This is a genomic window from Streptomyces sp. ADI95-16, from assembly GCF_003721495.1.
Taxonomy (GTDB): Bacteria; Actinomycetota; Actinomycetes; order Streptomycetales; family Streptomycetaceae; genus Streptomyces; species Streptomyces goshikiensis.
Genome location: NZ_CP033581.1, coordinates 4,907,206 through 4,920,096 on the forward strand (window position 1 = coordinate 4,907,206; position 12,891 = coordinate 4,920,096).

Annotated in this window: 15 protein-coding genes; 9 read left to right on the plus strand and 6 right to left on the minus strand. The window is 72.9% G+C overall.

Going from position 1 to position 12,891, the window contains the following annotated elements; genetic code table 11:
• Positions 1 to 12 precede the first annotated feature (12 nt).
• Positions 13 to 195 (plus strand): hypothetical protein, encoded by a 183-nt coding sequence (locus tag EES41_RS21945; protein ID WP_123079972.1) that lies wholly within the window; start codon positions 13 to 15, stop codon positions 193 to 195.
• Positions 196 to 235: 40 nt separating this feature from the next.
• On the opposite strand, the gene EES41_RS21950 is transcribed toward EES41_RS21945, so the two are convergent.
• Entirely contained in the window at positions 236 to 805 is a 570-nt protein-coding gene (locus EES41_RS21950) for a hypothetical protein (RefSeq protein ID WP_164495904.1), read from the minus strand.
• 126 nt (positions 806 to 931) lie between these two features.
• Here EES41_RS21950 and tsaB point away from each other — a divergent pair, with 126 nt between their 5' ends.
• Genes tsaB through EES41_RS21975 form a run of 5 tightly spaced genes read left to right on the plus strand, consistent with a single transcriptional unit; the run spans position 932 to position 4,137 of the window.
• Complete coding sequence (gene tsaB, locus EES41_RS21955) at positions 932 to 1,594, plus strand: tRNA (adenosine(37)-N6)-threonylcarbamoyltransferase complex dimerization subunit type 1 TsaB (RefSeq protein WP_123079973.1); 663 nt, start codon at positions 932 to 934, stop codon at positions 1,592 to 1,594.
• 17 nt (positions 1,595 to 1,611) lie between these two features.
• On the plus strand, positions 1,612 to 2,091 hold the full coding sequence (gene rimI / locus EES41_RS21960; protein WP_100581990.1) for a ribosomal protein S18-alanine N-acetyltransferase: 480 nt from the start codon (positions 1,612 to 1,614) through the stop codon (positions 2,089 to 2,091).
• Complete coding sequence (gene tsaD / locus EES41_RS21965) at positions 2,084 to 3,217, plus strand: tRNA (adenosine(37)-N6)-threonylcarbamoyltransferase complex transferase subunit TsaD (RefSeq protein WP_123079974.1); 1,134 nt, start codon at positions 2,084 to 2,086, stop codon at positions 3,215 to 3,217. The genes rimI and tsaD overlap by 8 nt, the downstream gene beginning before the upstream one ends.
• Complete coding sequence (locus EES41_RS21970; protein WP_123079975.1) at positions 3,214 to 3,486, plus strand: hypothetical protein; 273 nt, start codon at positions 3,214 to 3,216, stop codon at positions 3,484 to 3,486. Before tsaD ends, EES41_RS21970 begins: the two co-directional genes overlap by 4 nt.
• Before the next feature lie 27 nt (positions 3,487 to 3,513).
• Entirely contained in the window at positions 3,514 to 4,137 is a 624-nt protein-coding gene (locus EES41_RS21975) for a hypothetical protein (protein WP_250568366.1), read from the plus strand.
• On the opposite strand, the gene EES41_RS21980 is transcribed toward EES41_RS21975, so the two are convergent.
• Complete coding sequence (locus EES41_RS21980; protein ID WP_123079977.1) at positions 4,124 to 5,389, minus strand: methyltransferase domain-containing protein; 1,266 nt, start codon at positions 5,387 to 5,389, stop codon at positions 4,124 to 4,126. The genes EES41_RS21975 and EES41_RS21980 overlap by 14 nt on opposite strands.
• Positions 5,390 to 5,557: 168 nt before the next feature.
• Here EES41_RS21980 and EES41_RS21985 point away from each other — a divergent pair, with 168 nt between their 5' ends.
• On the plus strand, positions 5,558 to 6,430 hold the full coding sequence (locus EES41_RS21985; RefSeq protein ID WP_123079978.1) for a polysaccharide deacetylase family protein: 873 nt from the start codon (positions 5,558 to 5,560) through the stop codon (positions 6,428 to 6,430).
• A gap of 14 nt (positions 6,431 to 6,444) precedes the next feature.
• The gene (locus EES41_RS21990) at positions 6,445 to 7,311 is read left to right on the plus strand and encodes a polysaccharide deacetylase family protein (protein ID WP_123082624.1); all 867 of its coding nucleotides are present in this window, start codon (positions 6,445 to 6,447) and stop codon (positions 7,309 to 7,311) included.
• A gap of 54 nt (positions 7,312 to 7,365) precedes the next feature.
• Here EES41_RS21990 and EES41_RS21995 read toward each other — a convergent pair whose 3' ends face one another.
• The 4 genes from EES41_RS21995 to EES41_RS22010 are packed head-to-tail and all read right to left on the minus strand — an operon-like array spanning position 7,366 to position 12,243.
• Positions 7,366 to 8,799 carry an FtsW/RodA/SpoVE family cell cycle protein gene (locus EES41_RS21995; RefSeq protein WP_123079979.1) on the minus strand — a complete coding sequence of 478 codons (1,434 nt, stop codon included), beginning with the start codon at positions 8,797 to 8,799 and terminating at the stop codon, positions 7,366 to 7,368.
• Positions 8,787 to 9,995, minus strand: a complete 1,209-nt coding sequence (locus EES41_RS22000; protein WP_123079980.1) for an LCP family protein — start codon at positions 9,993 to 9,995, stop codon at positions 8,787 to 8,789. The genes EES41_RS21995 and EES41_RS22000 overlap by 13 nt, the downstream gene beginning before the upstream one ends.
• Positions 9,996 to 10,052: 57 nt before the next feature.
• Positions 10,053 to 11,525: a cell wall metabolism sensor histidine kinase WalK gene (locus EES41_RS22005; RefSeq protein ID WP_254211536.1), complete on the minus strand. Its 1,473-nt coding sequence runs from the start codon at positions 11,523 to 11,525 to the stop codon at positions 10,053 to 10,055.
• Positions 11,518 to 12,243 (minus strand): response regulator transcription factor, encoded by a 726-nt coding sequence (locus EES41_RS22010; RefSeq protein ID WP_123079982.1) that lies wholly within the window; start codon positions 12,241 to 12,243, stop codon positions 11,518 to 11,520. The genes EES41_RS22005 and EES41_RS22010 overlap by 8 nt, the downstream gene beginning before the upstream one ends.
• A 280-nt stretch (positions 12,244 to 12,523) precedes the next feature.
• Here EES41_RS22010 and groES point away from each other — a divergent pair, with 280 nt between their 5' ends.
• On the plus strand, positions 12,524 to 12,832 hold the full coding sequence (gene groES, locus EES41_RS22015; RefSeq protein ID WP_008739621.1) for a co-chaperone GroES: 309 nt from the start codon (positions 12,524 to 12,526) through the stop codon (positions 12,830 to 12,832).
• The last annotated feature ends 59 nt before the right edge of the window (positions 12,833 to 12,891 follow it).

The following is a 12,891-nucleotide window of genomic DNA, read 5'->3' on the forward strand; positions in this document are numbered from 1 at the left end:
CAGGAGGCAGCCATGTCGGCAGACGCGGCAGTGCACGGCGACCCCCGCCCGTCCGCCCTGTCCATGAGGGCGCTGCTGGCGGCGGGCATGGCCGCCAGCGCGGTGTCCACACCGCCCGCGTGGGGATGGGCGCTGCCGGAGGAGTCCGAGGGCGCCACGACGGAAGCGGCCGCCCCGGAGTCCGAAGCGGCCTGATGTCCTGATCCCGTACGGGTGAATGCAGGGGGAAGATCCGTCAGGAAACGACGACGACCTTCGAGTCGATCGTCGCGAAGGCCCACATGGCGTCCCCGTCCAGGCGCGACATCCGGATGCCGCCGGTCTTCTTGTTCGGGTCGGGCTCCGGCATCGAACCGTCCACCCGGGCGCTGAACCCGACCGCGACGCCCTCGGCCGTGGCGAAGCGCACGACGTGCTCGATCGGCACCCCGTCCGATCCGGTGACCGCGCCCGAACGCGCGCCGACCTTGACCGTGTAGGCACCCGGCTTCGGGTGCACCGTGCTCGGCATCACCGTGAACGACTTGGGCGCGCCACCCTCCCCGACCAGCCACACCCGCTTCTGGGACAGCGAGTACACGACCCGGGTCCCGGTGCCGGAGTTCTCCGGCAGGGCCGCCGGCTTGGCCGGATCCTGCTTGGCGGGCGCGGCGCCGGACGGGCTCGCGGCGGGGCTCGGGGCCTGGCCGGCGGCCTTCGGCGGGAGCGCGGGCGCCGTCGCGGAGGCCTGGTAGCCGAGGAAGCCGACGGCGGCCAGTGCCGCGACGGTGAGCCCCGCCACGATTCCCGAGCTGCTGCGTCCCACCTTGCTCCACCTCTCCACGCGTGCCGTGATCCGGTACCGCACGGGCACCTCGGTCGAAAGGTAGCAGCCGGGCCGCTCCACGACCGGCCGCGAGGCCCTCCGCCCCCGGAGTCGTAGGCTGTTCGCGTGCTCTTGCTCGCTGTAGATACCGCCACGCCCGCCGTCACCGTCGCCCTGCACGACGGCGAGTCCGTCCTCGCCGAGTCGAACCAGGTCGACGCCCGCCGCCACGGGGAGCTCCTGCTGCCCTCCGTCGACGCCGTCCTCGCCCGGGCCGGGGTCAAGCTCGAAGCCGTCACCGGCGTCGTCGTCGGCGTCGGCCCCGGCCCCTACACCGGGCTCCGCGTCGGCCTCGTCACCGCCTCCACCTTCGCCGCCGTCCTCGGCGTCCCCGTGCACGGCCTGTGCACCCTCGACGGGCTCGCGTACGCCGCGGGCGCCGCCGGGATCGAGGGCCCCTTCACCGTCGCCACCGACGCGCGGCGCAAGGAGGTCTACTGGGCCCGGTACGAGGACCCGCGCACCCGGGTCGGGGAGCCCGCGGTCGACCGCCCGGCCGACATCGCCGAGCGCGTCGCCGGCCTGCCCGCCGTCGGCCAGGGGGCCCGCCTGTACCCCGAGGTCTTCCCGGACGCCCGCGACCCCGAGCACCAGTCGGCCGCCGCCCTCGCCGCGCTGGCCGCCGAGCGACTGGCCGCCGGGGCGGAGTTCCTCCCGCCGACCCCGCTCTACCTGCGCCGGCCCGACGCCGAGGTGCCGAAGAACTACAAGGTGGTCACCCCGCAGTGACAGCGGTACTGCGCGAGATGCGCTGGTGGGACATCGAGCCCGTGCTGGAACTGGAACACGAGCTGTTCCCCGAGGACGCCTGGTCCGCGGGCATGTTCTGGTCCGAGCTCGCCCACGCGCGCGGCCCCGGGGCCACCCGCCGCTACATCGTCGCCGAGACCCCGGACGGCCGCCTGGTCGGCTACGCCGGGCTGTCCGCCGCCGGCGACCTGGGCGACGTACAGACCATCGCGGCCGCGCGCGACCAGTGGGGCACCGGGCTCGGCGCCCGGCTGCTCACCGACCTGCTGCGCGCCGCCACCGCCTTCGAATGCGCCGAGGTGCTCCTGGAGGTACGGGTGGACAACACCCGCGCCCAGAAGCTGTACGAGCGCTTCGGCTTCGAGCCCATCGGCTTCCGGCGGGGCTACTACCAGCCCGGCAACGTCGACGCGCTCGTGATGCGCCTTTCCGATCCCGCAAGCTCCGTACCCGTACAAGGTGAGACCCATGGCTGACGAACCGCTCGTCCTCGGCATCGAGACCTCCTGCGACGAGACCGGCGTCGGCGTCGTCCGCGGCACCACCCTCCTCGCGGACGCGATCGCCTCCAGCGTCGACGAGCACGCGCGCTTCGGCGGGGTCGTGCCGGAGGTCGCCTCCCGCGCACACCTGGAGGCGATGGTCCCGACCATCGAGCGCGCCCTGAAGGAGGCCGGGGTCAGCGCCCGCGACCTCGACGGCATCGCGGTCACCGCCGGGCCGGGCCTCGCGGGGGCGCTGCTGGTGGGCGTCTCGGCGGCGAAGGCGTACGCGTACGCGCTGGGCAAGCCGCTGTACGGGGTGAACCACCTGGCCTCGCACATCTGCGTCGACCAGCTGGAGCACGGGCCGCTGCCGGAGCCGACGATGGCGCTGCTGGTCTCCGGCGGGCACTCCTCGCTGCTGCTGGCCCCGGACATCACCTCCGACGTCCGCCCGCTCGGCGCGACCATCGACGACGCGGCCGGCGAGGCCTTCGACAAGATCGCGCGCGTACTCCAGCTGGGCTTCCCCGGCGGCCCGGTCATCGACCGGCTCGCGCGCGAGGGCGACCCGAAGGCGATCAACTTCCCGCGCGGGCTGACGGGGCCGCGCGACGCGGCGTACGACTTCTCCTTCTCCGGCCTCAAGACGGCGGTCGCCCGCTGGATCGAGGCGAAGCGGAAGGCGGGCGAGGAGGTGCCGGTGCGCGATGTGGCGGCGTCCTTCCAGGAGGCCGTGGTGGACGTGCTGACGCGCAAGGCGATCCGCGCGTGCAAGGACGAGGGCGTCGACCACCTGATGATCGGCGGCGGTGTCGCGGCCAACTCCCGGCTGCGTTCGCTGGCGCAGGAGCGCTGCGACGACGCGGGGATCATCCTGCGGGTGCCGCGGCCGAAGCTGTGCACCGACAACGGCGCGATGGTGGCGGCGCTGGGCGCGGAGATGGTCAAGCGGAACCGCCCGGCCTCGGACTGGGACCTCTCGGCCGACTCCTCCCTCCCGGTGACGGACCCGCACGTGCCGGGCACGGCGCACACGCACGAGCACGAGCACGATCACGGCCACGCGCACGACCACGACCACGTCCACGAGATGAGCAAGGACAACCTGTACTCATGAGCACCGTCGCGCTGATGTGGGAGGCCCGGGCCGTCGGCGGGCGGGGCAACGAGCTGCTGGAGTGGGCCCGTTCGCAGGTGCTGGCCGAAGAGCCGGTGCGCCGTGAGGTGTTCCGGGCCCCGCAGGACCGGGTGCTCGTCATCACCTGGTGGGAGGCGGCCGAGGGGGTGGCGGCGGAGCTGCCCGAACTTCCGGAGCCCGCCGCCGACTTGATCGCGCGGGCCGTGCACCGCTGGCGCTTCGAGTCGGTGGAGGTCGGCGAGGGCTGATGCCCGGGTGCGGATATCGTCATGGGCATGCCTCGCCGTGACCTGCCGCCCCCGCCTCCGCCCGCGCACCTGCGCGCCTGGATGGACGAGCGCGCGGTACGGGCCGACCGGGCCCGGTTCCTGCGGGAACTGGGGCGCCGGGCCCTGGGTGTCGGCCAGTTGCTGCTGCTGTGGGCGGTCTCCGCGGTGTTCGCGCTCGGCTGGTCCTTCGTCGGCATGGCCCTGATGGCCTTCGAGCAGGGCGACGCGGGCTCGAACGTCCTCGGCCTCGTCTTCGCCGTGCTCGGCGTGGGCGTCCTGGTCCCGGCCGGGATCTGGTTCGCCTGGGGCGCCCGCCGGGACCGCGCGGTGCGGCAACTGCAGTGCGCCTGGGCGGAGACGGACCGGGATCCGGCCACCGACGGCCTGCTGCGGGCTCCCTGGCTGAGCCTGGCCTGGCTGCTGGCCTCCCTGGGGCCGGCCGCGCTCGGGCTCTGGCTCACCTTCGGCGTCGCGGTGTCGGCCCGGCCGGGCTCCGACACGTACAGCGAGGTCGCGTACTGCATGGGCCTCGGCATGATCCTGTGGATCACCGGCCTGCTGGGCCTCGGGAAGGCGGGCGCCCACTACCGCTGGGCGCTCCGCCTCGGCCGCACCCCTACGGCGCGGTAGTACCGGGCTCGGGCGAGGGCGCGGCCGCCGGTTCGGCCGCCGGCTCGGGCGAGGGCGCTGGCGACGGCGCCGGCGACGGTTCGGGCGCCGGCGAGCCGATCAGCATCGACGGCGCTCCCGCCACCCGGGTCAGGAACACGGTCGCGGAGTTCGGGCCCTGCGGCTTGACCTTCCTGCGCAGTTCCTCGGGCTCGATCGCGGAGCCCCGCTTCTTCACCGTCAGGATGCCGACGCCGCGCTCGCGCAGCAGGGCCTTCAGCTTCTTCAGGCCGAAGGGCAGGACGTCGGTGATCTCGTACGCCGTCGCGTACGGCGTCGCGCGCAGCTCGTCGGCGGTGACGTAGGCGATGGTCGGGTCGATGAGCCGGCCGTCGAGCTGCTCGGCGACCTCGGCGACCAGGTGGGCCCGGATCACCGCGCCGTCGGGCTCGTAGAGGTAGCGGCCGACCGGCCCGGCCTCGGGGTCGGGCAGCGGGTCGGCGGTCTCCAGCGCGCGCGGCCCGGGGAGCAGGGTGGCGCGGACGGTGCCGGGGGCGGTGCCGAACCAGAGCACGGCCTCCTTGACGTCACCGGTGTCGGAGATCCATTCGGCCTCGGCCTCCTTCGGCACCGCCTCGTGCGGGATGCCGGGGGCGATCTTGATCGCGGCGTACCGGGCCGTCAGGGCGGTCCGGACGGCCCAGGACAGCGGCGGGGAGTAGCCCTCCGGGTCGAAGACGCGGCCGCGCCCGCCGCGCCGGGCCGGGTCGATGAACACGGCGTCGTACGCGGAGGTGTCCACCTCCGTCACGTCCGCCTCCCGGACCTCGATCAGGTCCGCCAGGCCCAGCGCCTCGGTGTTGGCGCGCGCGACGGCGACGGTGAGCGGGTCGCGGTCCACCGCCAGCACCCGGATGCCGAGCCGGGCCAGGGCGAGGGCGTCCCCGCCGATGCCGCAGCACAGGTCGGCGACGCTGCGCACGCCGAGGGCCGCCAGCCGCCCGGCGCGGTAGGAGGCGACCGAGGCGCGGGTGGCCATCTCGCCGCCGCCGGGCGTGAAGTACATCCGGTACGCGTCCTCGGCGCCGAACTTCGCCACCGCCCGCTGCCGCAGCCGCGCCTGCCCGAGCGCGGCGGAGACCAGCGCGGCGGGGTGCTCGCGGCGGAGCCGGGTGGCGACGGCGAGCTCCTGGGCGGGGTCGTAGGCGCGGAGCGAGTCGAGGAGGGCGCGGCCCTCGGGGGCGAGGAGGGCGGCGAAGTCTTCGGGGGTCACCGGTTCATTGTGGGCCAGTCGGTGGAAGGTCGGCGTCCGCTCGCGGTGTCGCCCGGGCGGCGCGGGCCGCCGGTGCAAGGATCCGCTGTTATGCAGCTAGTAGGACAAAAGGGAAATCGGAAGCAATACGGTCACCGGTCCGCGGGGCGTGCGCGCGGCCGGTTCGGGGTGGTCTTGGCCGCGCTGCTGGTCGCCGGCCTGGGAACGGCGTGCGGCTCCTCGGAGTCCGCGGCGCCGGACAAGACCGAGAAGACGAAGGCCGGCAAGGGCGCCGAGTCGGGCGCGGCCGGCGCACTCGCCCAGGCGGAGAGGGCGAAGGCGGCCCAGCAGGCCCGCGTCGCCGCCGCCAAGCGCTGGGGCCTGGTCAAGACCCCGCTCATGGCTCCGGCCGCGCCGAAGGAGAAGCCGGAGATCAGCACCCGCGAGGGCTTCGAGGTGGAAGGCGGCGACGAACTGCCGCACGTCTTCACCACCGTCCCGACGGAGGACAAGGTCGTCTTCCTCACCATCGACGACGGCGCCGAGAAGGACCCCGAGTTCCTGAAGATGATGCGGGAACTGAAGATCCCGTACACCGCGTTCCTCAGCGACTACCTGGTACGGGACAACTACCCGTACTTCAAGGAGATGCAGGCCGCCGGGGTCACCCTCAACAACCACACCCTCAACCACCGGTACATGCCCGGGCTCTCCTACGACCAGCAGCGCGAGGAGATCTGCGGCCAGCAGGACACGATCCAGAGGGTGTTCGGCAAGCGCCCGACCCTCTTCCGGCCGCCGTACGGGAACTACAACCAGGACACCCTCAAGGCGGCCAAGTCCTGCGGCATCAAGGCGGTCCCGCTGTGGAACGCCGAGGCGTTCGTCAACCGCATGGACTACCGGGAGTGGGACCGGGACCTGCACCCCGGTGACATCATCCTCACGCATTTCCGCGGTAAGGACGATTGGAAGGGGTCGATGCCTGACATGATCCGTCATGTCATGAAGACCGTCACGGACAAGGGGTACGCCGTGGCTCGGCTGGAGGACTATCTGTGAAGTACGCGCGCCGGTTGGTAGCCGGAACGCTGGCGGCCGGTGCGCTCGCGCTGTCCCTGTCGGGGTGCGGGAAGAGCGCGGACCCGATCGAACGGATGGGCCGCAAGGCCTCGCAGGAGGCGAGCCCGCAGGCCGCGGGCTCGCCCTCGGCGTCCGCCCGGCCGTCCGCGGGGGCGGGGGCGGACACGGGAGACGCGTACAAGCGCTGGGGGCTCTCGGAGCCCCTCAAGTTCGCCCCGAAGCCCGACCGGAAGCCCGCCCTGCCCCCGGCGGCGCCGGGGAAGGTCCCGGTGGTGGACCGAATACCCGTCCCGCCGGGCGAGAAGGTCGTCTTCCTGACCTTCGACGACGGCGCCGAGAAGGACCCCGAGTTCCTGAAGATGGCGGCCGAACTGAAGCTGCCCATCTCCATGTTCCTGACGGACAGCGTGGCCTCGTCGGACTACGGGCACTTCGAGAAGCTCCGCGACAACGGCAGCGGCAGCACGATAAACAACCACACCCTGACGCACCCGAACCTGCGCACCCTCTCCTTCGCGGCGCAGAAGAAGGAGATATGCGGCCAGCAGGACCGGCTGGAGAAGCGCTTCGGCCACCGCCCCCCGATGTTCCGCCCGCCGTTCGGCAACTACAACGCCGACACCCTCAAGGCCGCTTCGGAGTGCGGGATCTCGTCGGTGGTGCTGTGGCGGGTGTCGATGCAGATCAACAACTTCCAGTACGCCGAGGGCTCGGCGCTGAAGCCGGGGGACATCGTCCTGGCCCACTTCCGCGGCAAGGCGGAACTCAAGGGCTCGACGGAGATCGAGATGACGACGCGCATGCTCCGCCGCATCCAGGAGCAGGGCTACGCGATAGGCCGCCTGGAGGACTACCTCTGATCCCGCGCCCCTGACGACGGCCCGCGGCCACCGCGGCCACCGCGGCTACGGCGGCTACCCCGGGGGTCCGCTGGGCAGGGCGTTCTCGGGGTGCGGCGTTACCACCACCGGGGTGATCGTCGTTTCCGCCGGGCCGCGGGCGTCCGCCTGGCGGCCGCGTTCCGCGCTGTCGCTGATGCGGAGCAGCAGGGCGATCATGATCCAGTTGGCCAGGAGGGACGAGCCGCCCTTCGCAAGGAACGGGAGGGCCTTGCCGGTCAGGGGGATCAGGCCCGTCACGCCGCCCGCGACCACGAAGACCTGGAGGGCCAGCGCCGCCGAGAGGCCGACCGCCAGCAGCTTGCCGAACGGGTCGCGCGCGCCGAGGGCCATGCGCAGGCCCCGCTGCACCAGCAGGGCGTAGAGGATCAGGACGGCCATGACGCCGGCCAGGCCCAGTTCCTCGCCCACCGTGGTCAGGATGAAGTCGCTGCGGCCCGCGAACTTGATCAGCTCCGGGTGGCCCATGCCCAGCCCCGTGCCGGACATCCCGCCCGTGCCGAAGCTGAACAGCGCCTGCGCCGACTGGTCCGAGGTGACGCCCGGCGGCCGGTCCTTCCAGTAGTAGGACAGCGGGTTGAGCCAGGCGGCCACGCGCGCCTTGACGTGCGGTTCGGTCGAGCCCACCGCGAAGGCGCCCACCGCCGCCATGAACAGACCGCACACGATCCAGCTGGTGCGCTCGGTGGCGACGTACAGCATCACCACGAACACGCCGAAGAAGATCAGCGACGTGCCGAGGTCGCGCTCGAAGACGAGCACCAGCATCGACACGATCCACACCGTGACGATCGGCCCGAGCTGACGCATCGGCGGCAGCCGCATGCCCAGGAACCTGCGGCCGGTCAGGGACAGCGAGTCGCGGTGGACGACCAGGTAGCCCGCGAAGAAGACCGCGATCATGATCTTCACGAACTCGCCGGGCTGGAGTGAGAAGCCGAACAGGATGATCCAGCGCTTCGCGCCGTACGTGTCCGCGCCGAAGAACACCGGCGCGATCAGCAGCACCAGCGCCACCGCCATGGTGATGTAGATGAACCGCTGCAGCAGCCGGTGGTCGCGCAGCAGCGCCAGCACCAGCAGGCACGCGGCGAACCCGACCACCGTCCACAGCAGCTGGTCGGGGGCGTTCGGGGCGCCCCCGTACCGCTCGATGTAGCTCTGGTCGAGCCGGTGGATCAGCACCAGCCCGAGCCCCGTCAGCAGCATGGCCAGCGGCAGGATCAGCGGGTCCGCGTACGCCGCGAACCGGCGCACGCCCAGGTGTCCCACCAGCGACAGCAGGGTCATGCTGAGCGTGAAGCCGGCGAGGTTCGGCGGCAGCTCGCCGTTCATCGCCAGGCCGGCGCTCACGTGGCCGAAGACGGCGATGGCGATGACGAAGAGGAGGAGCAGCGCTTCCGTGCGGCGGCGCGCGCCGGCCGCCGTCAGGGGCCTCAGTCCACGCACGGGATGCCGCCACCGTCCGCGGCGCCCTTCCCGGGGGAGCCGGGGGAGGGCGACGAGGCGGGCGCCCCGGGAGGCGCCGCCGATGACGCCTCACCGGATGCCGGCGGGGTGCTCGGGCTGCCCGGGCCTTCGGAAGCCTTGGGTCCGATCTGCTCGGCAATGAGGCGCTTTATCTTCATATCATCTACGACGTTGATGTCCTCCCCATGGTTCCTTCCGAAGCGCTCTATGGGGAGCGTCACGAACCTCGTTTTACCTCCGGACAGGTTTTTGGCCTGTTTCACGAAGGACAGCAGATCCCATCCGGCGTCGGTCACCACGTCCTCCTTCGCCGAGTCGATCAGCTTCATCAGCTTCGTCGGATCGGTGAAGGTCCCGACCGAATTCAGCTTGTGCGTCGCGCCCGCGAGGAAGGCCTGCTGCCGTTTCGTCCGGTCCAGGTCGCCCGCCTCCAGACCGTGCCGCTGCCGTACGAAGGCCAGCGACTGCTGCCCGTTCAGGTTCTGGCGGCCCGCCCGGAAGTCCGCTCCCGAGTACTTGTCCTTCACCGGCTTGTTCAGGCACACCGGTACGCCCTTCAGCGCGTCGGCCAGGTGGTAGAAGCCGGCCAGATTGAGCTCGGCGAAGTGATCGACCGGGACGCCCAGGAAGTTCCGTACGGTCTCCAGCTGCGCCTTGCGGCCCGCCTCGCGGCCCTTCCGCTCCAGCTCCCGCTGGTCCTTGACGCCCTGCGCGGTGAGGGCGTCCTCCCTGGCCGCCTTCGCCAGCCCGTACGCCTTCTTGACCTTGTCCTTCCCGTGCCCGGGGATCGCCACGAAGTCGTCGCGCGGGACGGAGAAGGCCGTCGGCCGCCCGCCGTCGCCCGGTACGTGCAACAGGATCAGGGTGTTCGCGTTGTAGCCGCCGATGTCGGAACTCCCGGCGTGCAGCTTGTCGAGGACCTCCTCCGGCAGTTTCTCGCCGTTCTGGTCGCGGCGGCTGTCCAGGCCCATGAGCAGGATGTTCGTATCTCCGAACTTCGACTTCTCGGCGCCCTCCAGGGCCTTCGAGCTGCCGATGCTCCCCGCCAGGTCCTGGTACGCGTACCAGGCGGTGCCGCCCGCGATCGCCGTCACCGCGCAGCCGGTGATCAGCAGCTTGCGGCCGAGCCGGCGGGACGGGTGCCGGCGCCTGGTCTTCCTGCGATGCGCGCTCATGCCAGTCGATGCTGGGGGAGCGGTGCTGAAGGAACCCTGAGGATCCTGAAACCGCCCTCAGGAGCCCAGGGGCCCGGGCACGCGTCCCGGCACGCGTTCCGGCATGCCTTCCGCCGCGCGCCCCGGCACGCGCAGCACCAGCCGCGCGCCCCCGGCGGACGAGGCGAGCGCGTGGACGTCGCCGCCGTGCGCCCGCGCGATCTCCCGGGCGATGGCCAGGCCCAGCCCGGTGCCGCCGGCGGCCCGGCTCCGGTCCGGATCCAGCCGTACGAAGCGCTCGAACACCCGGTCCCGGTCCGCCTCCGGGATGCCCGGGCCGTCGTCCGTGACCTCCAGCAGCGCCCAGCCCCCGGCCGGGTCCGCCCCGGCCCGGACGGTGACCCCGGCGCGGGCGTGCCGCAGCGCGTTGTCCACCAGGTTGGCCAGCGCCCGCTCCAGCCGCGCCGGATCCCCGGACGCCGGTACGGGCGCCCGCGCCACCAGCCGTACCGGAACCCGGGGATCCGGGCGCCGCGCCACGTCCTCCGCGGCCAGCAGCGCCAGGTCCACCGGCTCGGAGCGGCCGTGACCGGCCCCGCCCCCGCCCCGGCCGTCGGCCCCGGCCCGGCCGGCGGCCCGGTCCCCGTCGCCGTCGCCGTCGAGCCGGGCCAGCAGGAGGAGGTCCGCCGCGATGCGCTGGAGCCGCTCGGTATCGGCCAGGGCCGCCGCCACCGACTCCCGGTCGGGCCGCTCCAGCGCCACCTCCAGCCGGGACCGGACCGCCGCCAGCGGATTGCGCAGCTCGTGCGAGGCGTCCGCCGTGAACTGCCGCTGGCGGGCGTCGCTGCGCTCCAGCCGGTCGAGCGTGTCGTTGACGGTCCGGGCCAGCTCGGCGATCTCGTCCGCCCCGCCCGGGTCCGGAACCCGCCGGTCCAGCTCGCTCGCCGTGACCGCCGCCAGCCCGGTCCGGATCGCCGTCACCGGGCGCAGCGCCTGCCCGGTCACCCACCAGGCCAGGGCCGCCGCGAAGCCGATCAGCGGGGGCGCGCCGGCCAGCATCCCGACCGCGACCGCCCGGGTCGCGTCGTCGACGTCGCCGAGCACGGTGACCGCGTACACGGCGTACACCTCGCGCCCGTCGGGCGCCGTCACCACGACCACCGCGCGCCGTTCCGCGCCGGGGCGCGCGGGCGGCAGTACGGCCGAGTGGGAGTCCACCCCGGCGGCGGGACGCAGCCGGCCGAGCTCCGGGGTGTCCTTCGGGTCCCCGCTGGTGGCGACGGTCCGGCCCCGCGCGTCCTTGACGAGGACCAGGTCGACGCCGCCCTCGGGCGCGGGCAGCCGCCCGCCGGGCGGCAGGGAGCCGGTGTCGAGCTGCGCGGCGACCTTGCGGGCGGCGAGCTCGGTGCGGCCGGTGGTGTTGTCGAGCAGGTTCGCCCGCAGCAGCGTGTACAGCCACAGCCCGCCGGCGCCGAGGACGGCCGCCATCGCGAGGGCGGCGGCCAGCGCGGCGCGCCGCCGGAGCGGGCCCATCCGTGTCCGGTCAGCCACCGTCGGGGGCCATCCGGTAGCCGGTGCCGTGGACGGTGAGGATCGAGCGGCGGCCGAAGGGGGCGTCGATCTTGCGGCGGAGGGAGGAGACGTACACCTCCACGATGTTCGGGTCGATGGCCTGCGGGCCGTCCCAGACCCGGTCGAGGATCTCCTGCTTGGCGACGGCCTCGCCGGGGCGCTCCAGCAGACAGGCGAGGACGCCGAGCTCACGGGCGGTCAGCTCGATCTCCCGGTCGCCGCGGCGGCAGCGGCGGGCGGGCGGGTCGAGGACGAGGTCCCCGGCCTGGAGCACCCGCCCGGGATCGGGCGCGCCGGCTCGGCGGGCCAGGGCGCGCAGCCGCGCGGCGAGGACGACGAAGGAGAACGGCTTGGTGAGGTAGTCGTCGGCGCCGGCGTCGAGACCGTCGGCCTCGTCGCGTTCGCCGTCCTTGGCGGTGAGCATCAGGACGGGCGTGGGGTCGCCGTGGGCGCGCATGCGGGTGCATATCTCGTGGCCGCCGAGGCCGGGGAGCATCAGGTCGAGCACGACGACGTCGTAGCCGGCGGCCCCTCCGGCCGTTCCGGCGGCGGCCCCGTCGACGGCCCCGCCGGTGAGGGCGAGGTCGAGGCCGCGGTGGCCGTCGTGGGCGACGTCGACCCAGTGGCCCTCGGCGCAGAGGCCCCGCCGCAGGGACTCGGCCAGGCCTTCTTCGTCTTCGACCACCAGGATGCGCATCGCTCAAGCGTCACATATCGGGCCGTGGAGCCTCCGGGCCGCACCCGCCCGCGGGCCGGAAACAGGCGGGGTGACGTGGCCGGATCACGACCCGAACGGAGTTGGATTGGCACTCCGCTTGACCGAGTGCTAATCGCCGGAATAGTCTCGGGCCTGGCACTCGCCACTGGTGAGTGCCAACGCAGCGACAGGTAGGTCCGGCACCCGCGACGACGGAACCACCTGGTCGCCACCCCAAAACAGTTAACCCCGTGAGATCTCCGAAGGGGGAGACCGGATCGTGACGACCACCAGCTCCAAGGTTGCCATCAAGCCGCTCGAGGACCGCATTGTGGTCCAGCCGCTCGACGCCGAGCAGACCACGGCCTCCGGCCTGGTCATCCCGGACACCGCGAAGGAGAAGCCCCAGGAGGGCGTCGTCCTCGCGGTGGGCCCGGGTCGCTTCGAGGACGGCCAGCGTCTCCCGCTGGACGTCACCGTCGGCGACGTCGTGCTGTACAGCAAGTACGGCGGCACCGAAGTGAAGTACAACGGCGAGGAATACCTCGTCCTCTCGGCCCGCGACGTGCTCGCGATCGTCGAGAAGTAAGTCACTTCTCCAGTTTTGCTTTGAGCTACGCCCCTGGTCACCCCTGCTGATGCCGGGCG

What these genes read in the sequence shown, in the direction of transcription:
- EES41_RS21945 (WP_123079972.1), top strand. Translation starts at nt 13, where the DNA reads ATGTCGGCAGACGCGGCAGTGCACGGCGACCCCCGCCCGTCCGCCCTG.
- rimI (WP_100581990.1), top strand. Translation starts at nt 1,612, where the DNA reads ATGCGCTGGTGGGACATCGAGCCCGTGCTGGAACTGGAACACGAGCTG.
- tsaD (WP_123079974.1), top strand. Translation starts at nt 2,084, where the DNA reads ATGGCTGACGAACCGCTCGTCCTCGGCATCGAGACCTCCTGCGACGAG.
- EES41_RS21970 (WP_123079975.1), top strand. Translation starts at nt 3,214, where the DNA reads ATGAGCACCGTCGCGCTGATGTGGGAGGCCCGGGCCGTCGGCGGGCGG.
- EES41_RS21975 (WP_250568366.1), top strand. Translation starts at nt 3,514, where the DNA reads ATGCCTCGCCGTGACCTGCCGCCCCCGCCTCCGCCCGCGCACCTGCGC.
- EES41_RS22000 (WP_123079980.1), bottom strand. Translation starts at nt 9,995, where the DNA reads ATGAGCGCGCATCGCAGGAAGACCAGGCGCCGGCACCCGTCCCGCCGG.
- EES41_RS22010 (WP_123079982.1), bottom strand. Translation starts at nt 12,243, where the DNA reads ATGCGCATCCTGGTGGTCGAAGACGAAGAAGGCCTGGCCGAGTCCCTG.